The following is a 17014-nucleotide window of genomic DNA, read 5'->3' as shown; positions in this document are numbered from 1 at the left end:
TCCTACAGCCTGCGGTAGGCCCTTCCGGCTGTCACAGCCTGCCGACAGTGCTAAGGTTCTGCCTTGGCTTTTGTACTTTTCCAAGGAAGCTTTTATGCCGGACGCCTCGTCCCTCAACGCTGCATTCATGGTGGTTCAGAGCAATAGCCTGGACGAGCTGCGCAGCCTGGTGGTCAGCATCATGCGGCGCTACCCATTGGCTCCCTTGGAGAATGAAATCGCTCTGGTCCAAAGCAACGGTATCGCCCAATGGCTCAAGCTGGCATTGGCAGAAGATCCTGAAGAGGACGATCTCGGTGGTTGCGGAATAGCCGCTGCCATCGATGTGCAGCTTCCAGGCAGTTTCATGTGGCAGCTCTACCGTATGGTGTTGGGCCGAGACGAAATCCCCGCCACATCCTTGCTCGACAAAGCTCCCCTGACCTGGCGGCTGATGCGCCTGTTGCCGCAAGTGATTGATCGCCCCCATTTCGAACCGCTACAACGCTTCCTCACCCATGACACCGACTTGCGCAAGCGCTACCAGTTGTCCGAGCGCCTGGCAGACCTGTTTGACCAATATCAGGTGTATCGGGCCGACTGGCTCGAAGATTGGGCCGAGGGCCGGCATCAGTTACGTAATGTTCGAGGCGAGATAAAGCCACTGCCTCCAGTCAGTTGCTGGCAGGCTGAATTGTGGCGTGCTCTTTTGGAAGATGTCGGTGAGCAAGGCATGGCCCAGAGCCGCGCCGGTGTTCATCAACGATTTATCGAGTGCATAAATTCCCTCGAACATGCACCAGCAGGACTACCCTCGCGGGTGATCGTGTTCGGTATATCCTCGTTGCCCGCCCAGGTGCTTGAAGCGTTGGCCGGACTCGCACGTTTCAGTCAGGTGCTGTTGTGTGTACACAACCCTTGCCGACACCACTGGGCCGATATCGTCGCCGACAAGGATCTGCTGCGTCATCAATACAAGCGTCAGAGCCGCAAGAACGGCATGCCGGTCGTACTCGATCCTGAAACGTTGCACCAACATGCTCATCCGCTGCTCGCCGCCTGGGGCAAGCAAGGCCGCGACTATATCAACCTGCTCGACAGTTACGATGACCCCAACAGCTATCGCGCGGCGTTTCGTGATGGGCGCATTGATCTGTTCAGCGAAAATCAGCCACATAACATGCTCAACCAACTTCAGGACGACATCCTCGAGTTGCGGCCACTGAATGAAACGCGTGAGCGCTGGCCTGCCGTTGACTTGACGCAGGATGGGTCGATCCGCTTTCACATAGCCCACAGTGCCCAGCGCGAAGTGGAAATCCTTCACGATCAGTTACTCGCACGCTTCAGCGCTAATCCAGATCTGCGCCCACGAGATGTAATTGTGATGGTGCCGGACATCGACAGCTATGCGCCGCATATCCGGGCGGTGTTCGGACAACTGGATCGACATGATCCACGCTTCATTCCATTTACCTTGGCCGACCAGGGCCAGCGGGGCCGCGATCCGTTGCTGATTGCTATCGAGCACCTGCTGAAGCTGCCCGATAGTCGTTTCCCGGTGAGCGAGATCCTCGATCTGCTCGACGTCCCTGCGTTGCGCGCCCGATTTGGCGTACAAGAGCGTGATTTGCCTACTCTGCATCGCTGGATCGAAGGAGCAGGCGTGCGCTGGGGAATGAACGCCGGGCAACGTGCCGGCCTGGGCTTGCCGGATGAGCTTGAACAGAACAGCTGGCATTTCGGTTTGCGGCGGATGTTGTTGGGGTACGCAGTTGGCAGCTCCAGCGCCTGTGCCGGTATCGAACCCTACGATGAAATCGGTGGTCTGGATGCTGCGTTGATCGGTCCGTTGGTTGCCCTGCTCGATGCATTGGAACTGGCCCATCACGAACTCACTCAAGTCGCTCAGCCCAAGGTGTGGGGCCAGCGCCTGCAAATCCTGATGCAGCTGTTTTTCAAGGCCAGTAATGAGCACGACGATTATCTGCTCACGCAACTTGAGGAGTTGCGCGAAACCTGGCTGCAGACCTGTGAATCCGTTGGGTTGGTCGATGAATTGCCGCTGACGGTGGTTCGCGAAGCCTGGCTCGCGGGGCTGGATCAGGGGCGTCTGTCCCAGCGTTTTCTCGCCGGCGCAGTAAACTTTTGCACGCTGATGCCCATGCGGGCAATCCCGTTCAAGCTTGTCTGTTTGCTGGGGATGAACGATGGCGATTATCCCCGGGCGCAACCCCCGCTGGATTTCGACCTCATGGGCAGTGACTACCGGCCAGGGGACCGTTCCCGGCGTGAAGACGATCGCTATCTGTTGCTCGAGGCGCTCCTGTCTGCGCGCGATCAGCTGTACATCAGTTGGGTCGGACGCAGCATTCGCGACAACAGTGAACGGCCTGCTTCAGTGCTGATCGGGCAGTTGCGCGATCACCTCGCCAGTGGCTGGCGGTCGCTCGATGAGCATCAGGATATGTTGACCTCCATGACCGAGGAGCATCCCCTGCAACCGTTCAGTTCGCGCTATTTCCATGACGGCGATCAACTATTCAGTTATGCCCGTGAATGGCAGGTTTTGCACCAGGTGCATGCGCCACAACATGAGACGGAGCTACTCGCGCCCCATGTTCAGGAGGAGCCGCTGAGTCTGGCTCTGCTGCAGGATTTCTTGCGTAACCCGGTCCGGCACTTTTTCACGCAGCGCCTCAAAGTGTACTTCGAGGCCGCCGAGGCGCCCCTGGCTGACGAAGAACCGTTCGTGCTGGACGCATTGCAACGCTACACACTGAGCGACAGCCTGCTCAACGCCGCACTCCGGCAGCCCGACAATATCGATCGGGCACTCGAAGATCAGGCGCGGCGTTTGCAAAACAGCGGATTGCTGCCCATGGCCGGCTTCGGCGAATGCCTGCAACGAGAGTTGATCGAGCCGTTACCGGACTTGCTGCAACGTTACCAACACCTTCTGGCGTTATGGCCGACACCATTGACCAGCGCGCTCCCGGTCAGTCTTGAGTTGCAGGGCGTGCGTGTTGAAGGCTGGCTCGCCGGTTTGCATCAACGCGCTGACGGTGGCGTGTTGTCGGTCACGACCATTCCCAACAGCATCGGCTCGATCAAAAGTCGAAAATGGCATCGGTTGATCAAGCCGTGGGTCAATCACCTGGTGGCCTGCGCCAGCGGACTTATCCTGACCACGGCACTGGTGGCGAGTGACGATACGCTGCTGCTTGAGCCGCTGGAGAAGGATCGAGCGGTTCGTTTTCTGGGTGATCTGCTGCTCGCCTGGCAGGCCGGCATGCGCCAGCCGCTGCCGATCGCGGTCAAGACGGCCTTCGCCTGGCTTGCGCAGACTGATCCGCTCAAGGCTGAGGCGGCTGCCAGAAAAGCCTACGAAGGCGACGGCCAGACCAGTGAAGGTGAGCGCCGTGAAAGCCCTGCGCTGTCACGCCAATTCGCTGACTTTGACGCATTGAGTGCCGACGAAACATTCTCCGGTTGGTGCGACGCGTTGTATCGCCCCCTGTTTGAAGCGCCATGGCGCTCGTTGGCCAGCGAAGGGGCACGCGCATGAGTACCAAAACACCGCTGGCTCTGGCCTTCCCACTGCACGGCAGTCAACTCATCGAAGCCAGTGCGGGTACCGGCAAGACCTTTACCATTTCTGCTCTCTATCTGCGGCTGATCCTTGGCCACGGCGGCGAATCGAGCGGCTTCGGCCGTGAATTGCTGCCCCCGCAGATTCTTGTGGTGACCTTCACCGATGCCGCCACCAAGGAGCTGCGTGAAAGAATCCGTACGCGGCTGGCCGAGGCTGCGCGGTTTTTCCGTGAAGAAACCCCGGCGCCGGATGGCTTGATTGCCGAGCTGCGCGAGCAGTTTGACCCGGCACAATGGCCCGGTTGCGCCAATCGCCTGGACATCGCCGCGCAATGGATGGATGAAGCGGCCGTCTCCACCATCCACAGTTGGTGCCAGCGCATGCTGCGCGAACACGCGTTCGACAGCGGCAGCCTGTTTACCCAGTCCCTGGAAACCGATCACAGCGATCTGCTCGGTGAAGTGCTGCGCGATTACTGGCGATTGTTCTGTTACCCGATGCAGGGCGACGCGCTGAACTGGGTTCGCGCTAACTGGGGCGGGCCGGCAGCGTTGTTGCCACGAGTGCGCGGCCTGTTTGGCAGTGAGCGCGACAGTGATGACGGCAAGGCCCCTGCAGAATTGATCAATGAGTGTCTGCAAGAACGGCGTGCCGCGTTGCTCGTGCTGAAGATGCCGTGGCGTCAGTGGGCCGATGAGCTGCTTGTGATCTGTCACGAAGGCGTTGCGAGCAAAGCCGTCGACGGACGCAAGATGCAGGCGCGCTACTTCGAGCCCTGGTTCGAGAAACTCAAGGCGTGGGCCGAAGACGAGGCCATGGAGCAACTGGACATCGGCACCGGTTTCACCCGATTGACCCCTGACGGAATGGCCGAAGCCTGGAAGGGCCAGGCACCGAGTCATCCGGGTCTCGACGCGATGCCGGGGCTCAAGTCGAGCCTCGACGCGCTTCCCACCCCCGATGCCGCCGTATTGCAACATGCGGCGAGATGGGGGGGCGCGCGTTTTGAGGAAGAGAAGCGTCGTCGTGCGGAAATGGGGTTCGACGACATGCTGTTGCGCCTCGATGCGGCGTTGCAATCCGACAGCGGCGAGCGCCTTGCTGCGGTGATCCGCGAGCAGTTTCCGGTTGCTCTGATCGATGAGTTTCAGGACACCGACCCGGTGCAATACCGGATCTTCGAGAGCATCTACCGCATCGAGGACAACAGTCCGGATACCGGTCTGTTCCTGATCGGTGACCCCAAGCAGGCGATCTACGCGTTCCGTGGCGCCGATATCTACACCTACCTGCGTGCGCGTCAGGCCACTGCCGGCCGCCTGCATACGCTGGGCACCAACTTCCGCTCCAGCCATGGCATGGTCAACGCGGTCAATCACGTATTCGAACGCGCCGAGTCCCGCGAGCAGGGACGCGGCGCGTTTTTGTTTCGGGAAAAAACCGGGGAAAACCCGGTGCCGTTCCAGCCTGTTGAGTCTCAGGGGCGTAAAGAGCGGCTGCAGATTGCCGGGCACGATGTCGCGGCACTGAATGTCTGGCACCTGTCGACGGATCAGCCGCTGTCAGGCGCGGTCTATCGCCAGCAATTGGCGGCGGCCTGTGCCAGCGAAATCACCGCGTTGCTCAATGGCGGGCAAACCGGTGCGGCGGGATTTGTCCGCGACGCAGAAGACTTCAGAGGCTTGCGACCCTCTGACATTGCGATTCTGGTACGCGACGGCAAAGAGGCCCAAGCCGTACGCGCAGAACTCGCGGCCCGTGGCGTGCGCAGCGTTTACCTGTCGGACAAGGACTCGGTGTTCGCCGCCCAGGAAGCGCATGACCTGCTCTCCTGGCTCAAGGCCTGCGCGGAGCCGGATGTCGAGCGCTCTCTGAAGGCTGCGCTGGCTTGCATCACCCTCAATCTGCCGTTGGCTGAACTGGAACGTTTGAATCAGGACGAGTTGGTCTGGGAAGCCCGGGTCATGCAGTTTCGTGGCTATCGCGAACTGTGGCGCAAGCAAGGTGTGTTGCCGATGTTACGGCGCCTGCTGCACGACTTTCACCTGCCGCAGACCCTGATCGCACGCAGTGATGGCGAGCGGGTACTGACCAACCTTTTGCACTTGTCGGAACTGATGCAGCAGGCTGCCGCTGAGCTTGATGGTGAGCAAGCGCTGATTCGTCATCTGGCCGAGCTTCTGGCGTTGTCTGGTCAGGCCGGCGAAGAGCAGATATTGCGTCTGGAGAGTGACGAGCAACTGGTTAAGGTCGTGACCATTCACAAGTCCAAGGGGCTTGAGTATCCACTGGTGTTCCTGCCGTTCATCTGCTCGGCAAAACCGGTGGATGGCAGTCGCTTGCCGCTGCATTACCACGATGCCTCCGGCAAAGCCCAGGTGACACTGAAGCCGACCGCCGAATTGATCGCCCTGGCGGATGACGAGCGTCTGGCCGAGGACCTGCGTCTGCTCTACGTCGCCCTGACTCGCGCGCAGCATGCCTGCTGGCTGGGTGTCACGGACCTCAAGCGCGGTAACAACAACGGTTCGGTGCTTCATCTTTCGGCGCTTGGCTATCTGCTGGGTGGCGGCGCAAGGCTGGATGAGTCAACCGGTCTGAGCCGCTGGCTGCAGGATTTGCAACAGAACTGCGCGGCCATCAGTTTGGGGGAGTTGCCTCAAGCCACTCAGGAGATCTACCGGCCCGAGCGTAACGAAGCGATCCTCAGCGCTACATTGGTGCCCAAGCGCAAGGCCAGCGAAAACTGGTGGATTGCCTCCTACAGTGCTTTGCGCATCAGTGACGTGTTGAGCGTGGGCAGCGATGAGGCGCCGGACAGTCCACAAGCGCAAAAGCTGTTTGATGATGAGCGTCTCGACCCGGATGCGCCACGCGAGATCGTGGCCGGTGGCGCCGATATTCATCGTTTTCCTCGCGGTCCGAATCCAGGAACCTTTCTTCATGGTCTGCTCGAATGGGCCGGAGACGAAGGTTTTGCCGTTCCTTTTGAAACGCTCAAGGATGCGATTGGCCGACGCTGCAACCTGCGCGGCTGGGAAGGCTGGATCACCACTCTGAGTGACTGGCTGCAACACTTGCTCAAGTCGCCGCTACCAGCAGGTGGCGGACAGCCTCCGGTGGTTCTCGAGCAACTCAAACAGTACCGCGTGGAGATGGAGTTCTGGTTCGCCAGCCACAAGGTTGATGTTCTCAAACTCGATGAGTGGGTGCGCCAGTACACCCACAACGGTGTGGCACGAGTGGCCGCCGAGCCAGTACAGCTCAACGGCATGTTCAAAGGCTTCATCGACCTGACCTTCGAACACGAGGGGCGCTACTACGTGGCCGACTACAAATCCAACTGGCTGGGTGTCGACGATGCAGCCTATACCGAGCAAGCCATGGAGCGCTCGATCCTCGACAACCGCTACGACTTGCAATACGTGTTGTATCTGCTGGCGTTGCATCGGCAACTGAAGGCGCGGTTGTCTGACTACGATTACGATCGGCATGTCGGTGGTGCGTTGTATGTGTTTCTGCGGGGGACCCGGGCAGACAGTCGCGGCGTGTATTTTGCGCGGCCGCCGCGCGAACTGATCGAGCGCCTGGATCGTCTTTTCCAGGGTAAGCCGGAACCCAAGGCCGAACCCGCATGGGAACAGGGAGTCCTGCTATGAGCCGTACCTTCGCCGATCTGTCATCGGCTATCGACAACCCGTCGAGCCTGGCGCCACTGACCAGTGCCTCGGATCTGCTGATCTTGCTTGATCGCTGGGTCGAGCGAGGCTGGCTTCGTTCGCTGGACAAGGCCTTTATCGGTTTTCTGTACGAACTCGCACCCCAGTCCGATCCACTGGTGTTGCTCGCTGCCGCACTGACCAGCCATCAACTGGGTCACGGACATGTCTGCCTCGACCTGTTCGAAACCCTCAAGGCCCCGGATTTCGCCCTGTCTTTACCTCCTGAAGGCGATGAGCAAAGTGATGTCTTGCTCCTGCCGTCGCAGTTGCTTGAAACGCTGGATGGCGCCCATTGGTGCAAGGTGCTGGCGGGCAGCGCTCTGGTTGCACTGGCTGCGGACAGTAGCGAAGCGGCGCATCAGCGACCGTTGGTGCTGTCCGGCAAGCGTCTGTACCTGCGGCGCTACTGGGCCTATGAGCGGCGTATCGATGCGGCGTTACGCACACGTCTGGCCCAAGGCGAAACGCCGCCGGATGACTTGCCCCAGCGTCTCGATGAATTGTTCGGCCCCGCCAGGCCGGGAGCAGTGATCGACTGGCAGAAACTCGCCTGCGCGCTTGCCACTCGGGGAGCCTTCAGCATCATCACGGGCGGTCCGGGAACCGGCAAAACCACCACGGTGGTGCGTCTGCTCGCGCTGCTCCAGGCGCCGGCGGTGGAAGCCGGTCAGCCGCTGCGCATTCGTCTGGCGGCGCCCACGGGCAAGGCTGCTGCGCGGTTGACCGAGTCCATCAGCCAGCAAGTGCAGTCGCTGAAAGTCACCGAAGACGTGCGCGAGAAGATCCCCTGCGACGTGACCACTGTCCATCGTTTGTTGGGCAGCCGGCCCGGCACCCGACACTTCCGCCACCATGCCGGCAACCGCTTGCCGCTGGACGTGCTGGTGGTCGATGAAGCTTCCATGATCGACCTGGAAATGATGGCTAACCTGCTCGATGCGTTGCCGGCGCATGCGCGTCTAGTGTTGCTCGGCGACAAGGATCAGCTCGCTTCGGTGGAGGCCGGGGCGGTGCTCGGCGATCTGTGCCGCGATGCCGAGGCAGGCTGGTACAACCCGCAGACCCGGCAGTGGCTGGAGTCGGTCAGTGGAGAGTCCTTGCAGGACAGTGGCTTGCACGAGGACCGCGACGGCTCGCATCCGCTGGCGCAGCAACTGGTGATGCTGCGCCATTCCCGACGCTTCGGTGAAGGCAGCGGCATCGGTCAGCTGGCGCGGCGGGTCAATCAGCAGTTGCCGGAGGAGGCGCGCCAGTTGCTGGCGGCCGGTCACTATGATGACGTGTTTTCCCTGCCGCTCAAGGGCGAACACGATCACACGTTCGAGCGGCTGCTGCTCGACGGTCATGGGGAAGGTCCAAAGGGTTATCGCCACTATCTGAATATCCTGCGCCAACAACGCCCGCCAGCGGAAAGACCGCTGGAGCATCCGGACTGGATCAACTGGGCGCGGGAAGTGCTGCAGGCGTTCGATACCTTCCAGTTGTTGTGTGCTGTGCGCAAGGGGCCTTGGGGCGTTGAAGGGCTGAATCTGCGGATCACCGAAACGCTGGTCAAGGCACGCCTGATCGAGCATGACCAGCAATGGTATGAAGGCCGGCCGGTGCTGATGACCCGCAACGATTACGGTCTGGGTCTGATGAACGGCGATATTGGCATTGCCCTCAAGTTGCCCGAGCGCGAAGGCCCGGACGCCGGCAAACCGGTGCTGCGCGTGGCCTTTCCGCGTAACGACGGGCAGGGCGGTGTGCGTTTCGTGCTGCCGAGCCGGCTCAACGATGTGGAAACGGTGTACGCGATGACGGTGCACAAATCCCAGGGCTCCGAGTTCGCCCACACCGCGCTGATCCTGCCGGACGCCTTGAATCCGGTGTTGACCAAGGAATTGATCTATACCGGTATTACCCGGGCCAAACACTGGTTCACTTTGATCGAGCCCCGGGCCGGCGTGTTTGAAGAGGCGGTGCAGCGCAAGGTCAAGCGCCTGAGCGGATTGATGCTGGAACTGGAAGAAGGTGGCGAGGTTCGGGAATGAAATAACCTGATGTTCGGTGCCGATTATTGACCATCTGGTCAGCAGCTGCTGTCTCGCTGGTGTTACTGCGCTGTGCTATCGTTGCGGCATCATTTCGGTACGATCCAAGAGAATCCCTGCATGAAGGTGGCTGTCTGGGCGACAGAGCGCGTGGTTCGCTGCAAGCACGCATTGCTTGTCGGTCTGCTCTGTTTGCTGACCGGCGCCGCCATGGCGCAGGCACAGACGCCGGTGGGCATGGCCGAGCAGCGCGCCCAGTCGGTGACGCAGGTTGTGCTGGGCATCCTCAGTTACGCGCGCTGGCCGGTGGAACCCGCACAATTGCGCCTGTGCATCGTCGGCCCCACCGAATACACCGATGACCTGGTCAAAGGCACTACGCAAGCCACCGGTCGTCCGGTCGCTGTGCGCCGACTGCTGGCCGACAACCCGGCGATCGTCAGCGAATGCGATGCGGTGTACATCGGCAAACTCACCGCAGATGAACGCAGTCGGCTGTTCACCTCATTGATCGGCCATCCGGTGCTGAGCATCAGCGAAGGTGGCGATCAGTGCACGGTCGGCAGCCTGTTCTGCCTGCGGGTCGGCGATCAGCAGGTGTCCTTCGAGGTCAATCTCGACTCCGTCGCCCGCAGCGGTGTACGCATCCACCCGAGCGTACTGCAGTTGTCGCGCCGCAAACCGGCGGCACCATGAAGCTGTTTCGTTCCAGGAGCCGCCCGACACTGGGCTCGGTCATCGGCCGCGGCCATTTGATTGTCGCGCTGGTGGCCGTGACGATGGCCAGCGTGTCGCTGACCCTGCTGGGCGTTCTCGCGCTGCGGGTGTACGCCGATCACAACCTGCATCTGATTGCACGTTCGATCAGCTACACCGTGGAAGCGGCGGTGGTGTTCAACGATAAGGACGCCGCCACCGAAGCGCTGGCCTTGATCGCGTCCACCGAAGAGGTGGCGGATGCCCAGGTGTTCGATACACAGGGGCAGTTGCTGGCGCGTTGGCAGCGGCCCGAAAACGGTCTGTTTTCCCAACTGGAAATGCAGGCTGCCCGGACCATTCTGGAAAAGCCGATCAGCCTGCCGATCGTGCATCAGGATCGTGAAATCGGACGCATCCTGCTGGTCGGTCACGGCGGTAGCCTGATGCGCTTCTTGCTCAGCGGTCTGGCGGGGATCATTCTCTGCACCGCAATCAGTGCCTGGGTCGCGCTGTATCTGGCGCGCCGACAGCTGCGCAGCATTACCGGCCCGCTTCGCAGTCTCGCGGCGGTGGCTCATGCCGCCCGCAGCGAGCGTGCGCTGGACCGCCGGGTACCACCGGCGCAGATCGCCGAGCTCGACAACCTCGGCAACGACTTCAATGCCCTGCTCGACGAACTCGAATCCTGGCAGACCCATCTGCAAAGCGAGAACGAAACCCTCGCCCATCAGGCCAGCCACGACAGCCTCACCGGTTTGCCCAACCGGGCGTTTTTCGAGGGGCGATTGATTCGCGCCTTGCGCAACGCCGGCAAGCTCAATGAGCGGGTGGCGGTGCTGTTTCTCGACAGCGACCGCTTCAAAGGCATCAATGACAACTTCGGTCACGCCGCTGGCGACGCGGTGCTGGTGGCGGTCGCCAATCGGATCCGCGCGCAACTGCGTGAAGAGGATCTGGTGGCGCGGCTCGGCGGCGACGAGTTCGCCGTACTGCTCGCGCCGCTGCACAAGATCGAGGACGCCGAGCGCATTGCTGACAAGATTCTCGCCAGCATGGACATGCCCATCGCGCTGCCGGGCGACACCAGTGTGGTGACGTCGCTCAGTATCGGCATTGCCGTTTTCCCTGATCATGGTGTCACGCCAGGCGCCTTGCTCAATGCGGCCGACGCGGCGATGTATCAGGCCAAGCGCCTGTCGCGTGGCGCTCAATTCACTGCCGGGTCGGAGAGCCCGGTCGTCAATCTGCAAACCAGGAGCTGATTCCGTGTTCACATTTCCCGCTCGACTGTTTTCCGCCTTGCTGATGATCGCCGTACTGGCGCTGACCGGGTGCCAGACCGCACCGCAGAAAGGCCTGACCCCGGCGCAGATCGCCGTCCTCAAACAACAAGGCTTCGAAGCGACCGACGAGGGTTGGGAGTTTGGCCTGTCCGGCAAAGTGCTGTTTGGCAGCGATATCGAAAGCCTGAACAACCAGAGCACCGAAATCGTCGAACGCATCGGCAAGGCACTGCTCGGCGTCGGTATCGAGCGGGTGCGGGTCGACGGTCATACCGATGCCTCGGGCAAGGAAACCTACAACCAGCAACTGTCGCTGCGTAGGGCCAAAAGCGTGGCCAAAGTGCTGACCACCGTCGGTATGAAGGAAGAGAACATTCAGCTGCGCGGACTGGGCAGCAGCGAGCCGGTGGCGTCCAATGACACTGCCGCCGGACGCACCGAAAATCGCCGGGTGTCGATTGTGGTCAGCGCCGATTAATCGGCAAACCGCATCTCGCGGGTCTGCCCCATCAGCAGACCCTGATTGCGCTCGGTCACCTCACGGATGTAATCCCACAACAGGGTGATCCGCTTCAACTTCCTCAGATCCTCCCGGCAGTACATCCAGAACTGCCGGGTGATGTCGATTTCTTCGGGCAGCACTGGCAGCAGGCGCGGATCCTGCGCCGCGAGGAAGCAAGGCAGAATCGCCAGTGAACGCCCTTGCTGCGCCGCGACGAACTGCGCGATCACGCTGGTGCTGCGCAGGTTTGCGCTGGCGCCGGGCAGCACGTTCGCCAGGTACAGCAGCTCCGAGCTGAACGCCAGGTCATCCACGTAACTGATGAATTGATGCTTGCCCAAATCGGCCGGGCGGCGGATCGGTGGGTGCTGGTCGAGATAGTCCTGGGTCGCGTACAGCTGCAAGCGGTAGTCGCAGAGTTTGCAGCACACGTACGGGCCGTGTTCCGGGCGTTCCAGGGCAATGACGATGTCGGCTTCGCGTTTGGACAGGCTGATGAAGTGCGGCAGCGGCAGGATGTCCACCGAGATCGCTGGGTAGGCGTCGACGAAGTGGCTCAGTTGCGGGGTGATGAAAAAGCTGCCGAAACCTTCGGTGCAGCCCATACGCACATGCCCCGACAGCGCCACACCAGAGCCCGAGACCTGCTCGCAAGCCATGTGCAACGTGCTTTCGATCGACTCGGCATAGCCCAGCAAACGCTGGCCTTCAGTGGTCAGGACAAAACCGCTGGTGCGCGATTTTTCGAACAGCAACGTACCCAATGCCGCTTCCAGCGAACTGATGCGCCGCGACACGGTGGTGTAGTCGACGGCGAGCCGTTTGGCCGCGGTGCTGGCCTTGCGGGTACGGGCGACTTCGAGGAAAAACTTCAGGTCGTCCCAGTTCAGCGACCCCAGGGAGGTGATGTTTTTTTGCATGATGGACGGGCTTATATGTGCGTTCTTATTAGAAGTTTGCACATCTATACTCCAAAAACAGTCCGACAACCAATTCGTGACACACGCCTCATCTCAAGGCGAACCCTTTCGCCTTGGCTCCTACGATAAAAACAAGTTTCGGAGACCAGCATGAACGCATCGCTTACGCCCAACGAAACCACGGTCCAGAAGGTCAAGTTGCTGATCGACGGCGAGTGGGTCGAATCGCAGACCACCGAGTGGCACGACATCGTCAACCCGGCGACCCAGCAAGTGCTGGCCAAGGTTCCGTTCGCCACTGCCGCTGAAGTCGACGCCGCCATCAGTGCCGCGCACCGCGCGTTCCAGACCTGGAAACTGACCCCGATCGGCGCGCGGATGCGCATCATGCTCAAGCTGCAGGCACTGATCCGCGAGCACTCCAAGCGCATCGCCGTAGTGCTGAGCGCCGAGCAGGGCAAGACTATTGCCGACGCCGAGGGCGATATTTTCCGTGGCCTGGAAGTGGTCGAACACGCCTGTTCCATCGGCACCCTGCAAATGGGCGAGTTCGCCGAAAACGTGGCGGGTGGTGTCGATACCTACACCCTGCGCCAGCCAATCGGCGTGTGCGCCGGCATCACCCCGTTCAACTTCCCGGCGATGATTCCGCTGTGGATGTTCCCGATGGCCATTGCCTGCGGCAACACCTTTGTGCTCAAGCCTTCGGAACAGGATCCGCTGTCGACCATGCTGCTGGTGGAGCTGGCGATTGAGGCGGGCGTTCCGGCGGGCGTGCTCAACGTCGTGCACGGTGGCAAGGACGTCGTCGATGGCCTGTGCACCCACAAGGACATCAAAGCGGTGTCGTTCGTCGGTTCGACCGCGGTCGGTACGCATGTCTACGACCTGGCTGGCAAGCACGGCAAACGCGTGCAATCGATGATGGGTGCGAAGAACCATGCCGTGGTGCTGCCGGACGCCAATCGCGAGCAAGCGCTGAATGCCTTGGTCGGCGCCGGTTTCGGTGCGGCAGGGCAACGCTGCATGGCCACCTCGGTGGTGGTGCTGGTTGGTGCGGCGAAACAATGGCTGCCGGATCTGAAAGCGCTGGCGCAGAAACTCAAGGTCAACGCCGGCAGCGAGGCGGGCACCGATGTCGGCCCGGTGATCTCGAAGAAAGCCAAGGCGCGGATTCTTGATCTGATCGAAAGCGGCATCAAGGAAGGCGCCAAGCTTGAACTCGATGGTCGCGACATCAAGGTGCCGGGTTACGAGCAGGGCAACTTCGTCGGCCCGACCCTGTTCTCGGGCGTGACCACCGACATGCAGATCTATACCCAGGAAATCTTCGGCCCGGTGCTGGTGGTGCTGGAAGTCGACACCCTCGATCAGGCCATCGCACTGGTCAACGCCAACCCGTTCGGCAACGGCACGGGCCTGTTCACCCAGAGCGGTGCAGCGGCGCGCAAATTCCAGACGGAAATCGACGTCGGCCAGGTCGGCATCAACATCCCGATTCCAGTGCCGGTGCCGTTCTTCAGCTTCACCGGTTCCCGTGGTTCGAAACTCGGCGACCTCGGTCCGTACGGCAAGCAAGTGGTGCAGTTCTACACCCAGACCAAAACGGTTACGGCGCGCTGGTTCGATGACGACAGCGTCAACGACGGCGTGAACACCACCATCAACCTGCGCTGAGGAATCGCCATGAAAATCGCATTTATCGGTCTGGGCAACATGGGCGCGCCGATGGCGCGCAACCTGATCAAGGCCGGCCATTCACTGAACCTGGTCGACCTGAACAAGACGGTGCTGGCGGAGCTTGAGCAACTGGGCGGCACTATCCGCGCCTCGGCCCGTGAAGCAGCCGAAGACGCCGAATTGGTGATCACCATGCTCCCGGCGGCGGTGCATGTGCGCAGCGTCTGGCTTGGTGAGGACGGTGTGCTGGCCGGTATCGGCAAAGGCGTGCCGGCGGTGGATTGCAGCACCATCGATCCGCAGACCGCCCGCGATGTGGCCGCCGCTGCTGCCAAACAGGGCGTGGCCATGGCTGATGCCCCGGTCTCCGGCGGCACTGGCGGCGCGACCGCCGGCACGCTGACCTTCATGGTCGGCGCCACTCCGGAACTGTTCGCCACCCTGCAACCGGTGCTGGCGCAGATGGGCCGCAACATCGTGCATTGCGGTGAAGTCGGCACCGGGCAAATCGCCAAGATCTGCAACAACCTGCTGCTGGCGATCTCGATGGTCGGCGTCAGCGAAGCCATGGCGCTGGGCGATGCACTGGGGATCGACACCTCGGTGCTGGCCGGGATCATCAACAGCTCGACCGGGCGTTGCTGGAGTTCGGAAATGTACAACCCGTGGCCGGGCATCGTCGAAACGGCGCCGGCCTCGCGCGGTTATACCGGTGGGTTTGGTGCCGAACTGATGCTCAAGGATCTGGGGCTGGCCACCGAAGCGGCGCGTCAGGCGCATCAACCGGTGGTGCTCGGCGCGGTGGCGCAGCAGTTGTATCAGGCGATGAGCCAGCGCGGGGAGGGCGGCAAGGACTTCTCGGCGATTATCAACAGCTATCGCAAGCCACAGTAACTTGGACATCAATACTTTTGTGGCAACGGAGACTTTGTGGTGAGGGGATTTATCCCCGATCGACTGTGTAGCAGTCGCAATCACTGAGCCTGCGTTTCAACTGACACAATGCGGGGGGGCGCTTTGCGCCCATCGGGGATAAATCCCCTCGCCACAAATCTCACAGGCGCCACAACCATGGCGTCAGCCAGAATGCAGTAGGTGTTGCCGGGAAATCACGTCGGGTGGTTTCCCGGCTTTTTTTGCATCAGGCGAAGACGAAATATTTGCGCACGGTCTCGACCACTTCCCAGGTGCCTTTCATCCCCGGTTCAACCACGAAGATGTCGCCGGCACGCAGGTGAATCGGCGCCATGCCGTCCGGGGTGATGATGCAGTAGCCTTCCTGGAAATGGCAGTACTCCCACTTCACATAATCGACCCGCCACTTGCCCGGGGTGCAGATCCAGGTGCCCATGATCTTGCTGCCGTCTTCGCTGGTGTAGGCGTTGAGGTTCACGGTGTGCGGGTCACCTTCGAGTTTTTCCCATTTGCAGGCATCGAGTACCGGCAGCGGGTGGGTGTCGCGCAGAACGGTGATGGGGGCGGTCGCGGTCATGAGAACTCCGGGCAGTGGGCGGATGGCAAAGAAACCAACTCGCACCCTATAGCGCCCGGTTGCCGCTCAGTTGTCTGTGCTCGACATCGAGCTGCTCAGAAACGCGCAAACCGTCAAAGGTTTTCCAGCGGGCATTCGACCCGCGCCCGTTCAAGGTCGATTTCGAAACCTTCCAGTTGCGCGTATTGCCGCGTCAGCTCAGCGATGCTGCTGTTGATCTCGCGTTTTTTTGCCTCGATAGCCTGTTGGGCCAGATCCCATGGCATGGCCTCGCCATGATGCGCGGCAAAAATCGTCTGCAATTCCCGGAGCCTGAAGCCCATCTCTTTTGCGCATTTGATGAAGATCAGCAGTCCGATGCTTTGTTGGTCGTAGAGGCGATATTTACCTTGGCGCCGGGGCGCGGGCAGCAGACCGATCGACTCGTAGTGGCGAATGCTTTTGATGGTGGTGCCGGCACGTTGCGCGGCTTGGCCGATGTACATAAAAGTCCTTTTTCAATGTGAAACCGTGCGGCGCATTATCGGCAGACTTAGCGGCGGGCGATAGCGTGCGCCTGTTGCAGCCAGCGCTGGCGCTGCCGGTCGCTGGACTCAAGCAGCGGGCCGAAGGTCAGCGTGCGCAGGGGGGTGATACCACAGAACTGCAGGGTGGTCTTGCGCACCTGATGCAGTCCCGGCATCCGGTAGATCCAGCGGTAATACCAGAGTGGCGTGTCCATCGTCACCAGCAAATGCGCGGTGCGCCCCTTGAGCAACTGATCGGGAAAGGGTTTGCCTTTTCGGTATTTGAAGGCGAATCCCGGCAGCAACACCCGATCAAAAAAACCTTTGAGCAGCGCTGGAATGCCGCCCCACCAGATCGGGTAGACCAGCGTCAGATGTTCGGCCCAAAGGATGTCGGATTGCGCGCGGCTCAAGTCTTCTTCCAGCGCTTGAACCTGTTGATACCCCTGGCGCAACACCGGGTCAAAAGCCATCTCTCCCAGGCGTAGCTGACGCACCTGGTGTCCGGCATCGAGCGCTGATTGTGCGTAGCGCTCGGCGAGTGCGGCGCAGAAACTCGTCGCGCCGGGATGGCCGAGAATCAGCAGAATGCGTTTGCCCATG

12 protein-coding genes are annotated in these 17014 nt (G+C 61.1%); 8 read left to right on the top strand and 4 right to left on the bottom strand.

What is annotated here, in order from left to right; genetic code table 11:
* The first annotated feature begins 94 nt into the window (after positions 1-94).
* The 6 genes from recC (at position 95) to ACM6I7_RS16835 (ending at position 11789) form a co-directional block, all read left to right on the top strand.
* Positions 95-3547 (top strand): exodeoxyribonuclease V subunit gamma, encoded by a 3453-nt coding sequence (recC, locus tag ACM6I7_RS16860; protein ID WP_414888906.1) that lies wholly within the window; start codon positions 95-97, stop codon positions 3545-3547.
* On the top strand, positions 3544-7233 hold the full coding sequence (gene recB / locus ACM6I7_RS16855) for an exodeoxyribonuclease V subunit beta (RefSeq protein WP_414888905.1): 3690 nt from the start codon (positions 3544-3546) through the stop codon (positions 7231-7233). The genes recC and recB overlap by 4 nt, the downstream gene beginning before the upstream one ends.
* Positions 7230-9329, top strand: coding sequence for an exodeoxyribonuclease V subunit alpha (recD, locus tag ACM6I7_RS16850; RefSeq protein ID WP_336837879.1), 2100 nt, complete (start codon positions 7230-7232; stop codon positions 9327-9329). Before recB ends, recD begins: the two co-directional genes overlap by 4 nt.
* Positions 9330-9449: 120 nt before the next feature.
* A complete protein-coding gene (locus ACM6I7_RS16845; RefSeq protein WP_027614152.1) occupies positions 9450-10025 on the top strand; it encodes a YfiR family protein in 576 nt (191 codons plus the stop codon).
* The gene (locus tag ACM6I7_RS16840; protein WP_027614151.1) at positions 10022-11290 is read left to right on the top strand and encodes a diguanylate cyclase domain-containing protein; all 1269 of its coding nucleotides are present in this window, start codon (positions 10022-10024) and stop codon (positions 11288-11290) included. The genes ACM6I7_RS16845 and ACM6I7_RS16840 overlap by 4 nt, the downstream gene beginning before the upstream one ends.
* 43 nt (positions 11291-11333) lie before the next feature.
* A complete protein-coding gene (locus ACM6I7_RS16835; protein ID WP_171061906.1) occupies positions 11334-11789 on the top strand; it encodes an OmpA family protein in 456 nt (151 codons plus the stop codon).
* Here the strand turns inward: ACM6I7_RS16835 and ACM6I7_RS16830 are convergent.
* On the bottom strand, positions 11786-12733 hold the full coding sequence (locus ACM6I7_RS16830) for a LysR family transcriptional regulator (protein ID WP_007962101.1): 948 nt from the start codon (positions 12731-12733) through the stop codon (positions 11786-11788). The genes ACM6I7_RS16835 and ACM6I7_RS16830 overlap by 4 nt on opposite strands.
* Before the next feature lie 150 nt (positions 12734-12883).
* Here ACM6I7_RS16830 and ACM6I7_RS16825 point away from each other — a divergent pair, with 150 nt between their 5' ends.
* Positions 12884-14410 carry a CoA-acylating methylmalonate-semialdehyde dehydrogenase gene (locus ACM6I7_RS16825; protein ID WP_007962100.1) on the top strand — a complete coding sequence of 509 codons (1527 nt, stop codon included), beginning with the start codon at positions 12884-12886 and terminating at the stop codon, positions 14408-14410.
* Positions 14411-14419: 9 nt separating this feature from the next.
* The gene (gene mmsB, locus ACM6I7_RS16820; RefSeq protein ID WP_007962098.1) at positions 14420-15307 is read left to right on the top strand and encodes a 3-hydroxyisobutyrate dehydrogenase; all 888 of its coding nucleotides are present in this window, start codon (positions 14420-14422) and stop codon (positions 15305-15307) included.
* Positions 15308-15554: 247 nt separating this feature from the next.
* Here mmsB and ACM6I7_RS16815 read toward each other — a convergent pair whose 3' ends face one another.
* From ACM6I7_RS16815 to ACM6I7_RS16805, 3 genes are all read right to left on the bottom strand, one after another.
* On the bottom strand, positions 15555-15905 hold the full coding sequence (locus ACM6I7_RS16815; RefSeq protein WP_003221437.1) for a cupin domain-containing protein: 351 nt from the start codon (positions 15903-15905) through the stop codon (positions 15555-15557).
* A gap of 113 nt (positions 15906-16018) precedes the next feature.
* Complete coding sequence (locus ACM6I7_RS16810; RefSeq protein ID WP_027614148.1) at positions 16019-16390, bottom strand: MerR family transcriptional regulator; 372 nt, start codon at positions 16388-16390, stop codon at positions 16019-16021.
* 47 nt (positions 16391-16437) lie between these two features.
* Positions 16438-17013, bottom strand: coding sequence for an NAD(P)H-dependent oxidoreductase (locus tag ACM6I7_RS16805; protein WP_027614147.1), 576 nt, complete (start codon positions 17011-17013; stop codon positions 16438-16440).
* Position 17014 lies beyond the last annotated feature (1 nt).

Origin of the sequence: Pseudomonas sp. IT-93MI4 (assembly GCF_949767635.1) — a bacterium.
GTDB classification, from domain to species: domain Bacteria; phylum Pseudomonadota; class Gammaproteobacteria; order Pseudomonadales; family Pseudomonadaceae; genus Aquipseudomonas; species Aquipseudomonas putida_A.
This window is presented reverse-complemented; position numbering and strand designations above follow the sequence as displayed.

Excerpts from the sequence above, each read along its gene's own strand:
- ACM6I7_RS16815 (WP_003221437.1), bottom strand. The coding sequence starts at position 15,905 with ATGACCGCGACCGCCCCCATCACCGTTCTGCGCGACACCCACCCGCTG.
- mmsB (WP_007962098.1), top strand. The coding sequence starts at position 14,420 with ATGAAAATCGCATTTATCGGTCTGGGCAACATGGGCGCGCCGATGGCG.
- ACM6I7_RS16835 (WP_171061906.1), top strand. The coding sequence starts at position 11,334 with ATGATCGCCGTACTGGCGCTGACCGGGTGCCAGACCGCACCGCAGAAA.
- ACM6I7_RS16845 (WP_027614152.1), top strand. The coding sequence starts at position 9,450 with ATGAAGGTGGCTGTCTGGGCGACAGAGCGCGTGGTTCGCTGCAAGCAC.
- ACM6I7_RS16805 (WP_027614147.1), bottom strand. The coding sequence starts at position 17,013 with ATGGGCAAACGCATTCTGCTGATTCTCGGCCATCCCGGCGCGACGAGT.
- ACM6I7_RS16840 (WP_027614151.1), top strand. The coding sequence starts at position 10,022 with ATGAAGCTGTTTCGTTCCAGGAGCCGCCCGACACTGGGCTCGGTCATC.
- ACM6I7_RS16830 (WP_007962101.1), bottom strand. The coding sequence starts at position 12,733 with ATGCAAAAAAACATCACCTCCCTGGGGTCGCTGAACTGGGACGACCTG.
- ACM6I7_RS16810 (WP_027614148.1), bottom strand. The coding sequence starts at position 16,390 with ATGTACATCGGCCAAGCCGCGCAACGTGCCGGCACCACCATCAAAAGC.
- ACM6I7_RS16825 (WP_007962100.1), top strand. The coding sequence starts at position 12,884 with ATGAACGCATCGCTTACGCCCAACGAAACCACGGTCCAGAAGGTCAAG.
- recC (WP_414888906.1), top strand. The coding sequence starts at position 95 with ATGCCGGACGCCTCGTCCCTCAACGCTGCATTCATGGTGGTTCAGAGC.
- recD (WP_336837879.1), top strand. The coding sequence starts at position 7,230 with ATGAGCCGTACCTTCGCCGATCTGTCATCGGCTATCGACAACCCGTCG.
- recB (WP_414888905.1), top strand. The coding sequence starts at position 3,544 with ATGAGTACCAAAACACCGCTGGCTCTGGCCTTCCCACTGCACGGCAGT.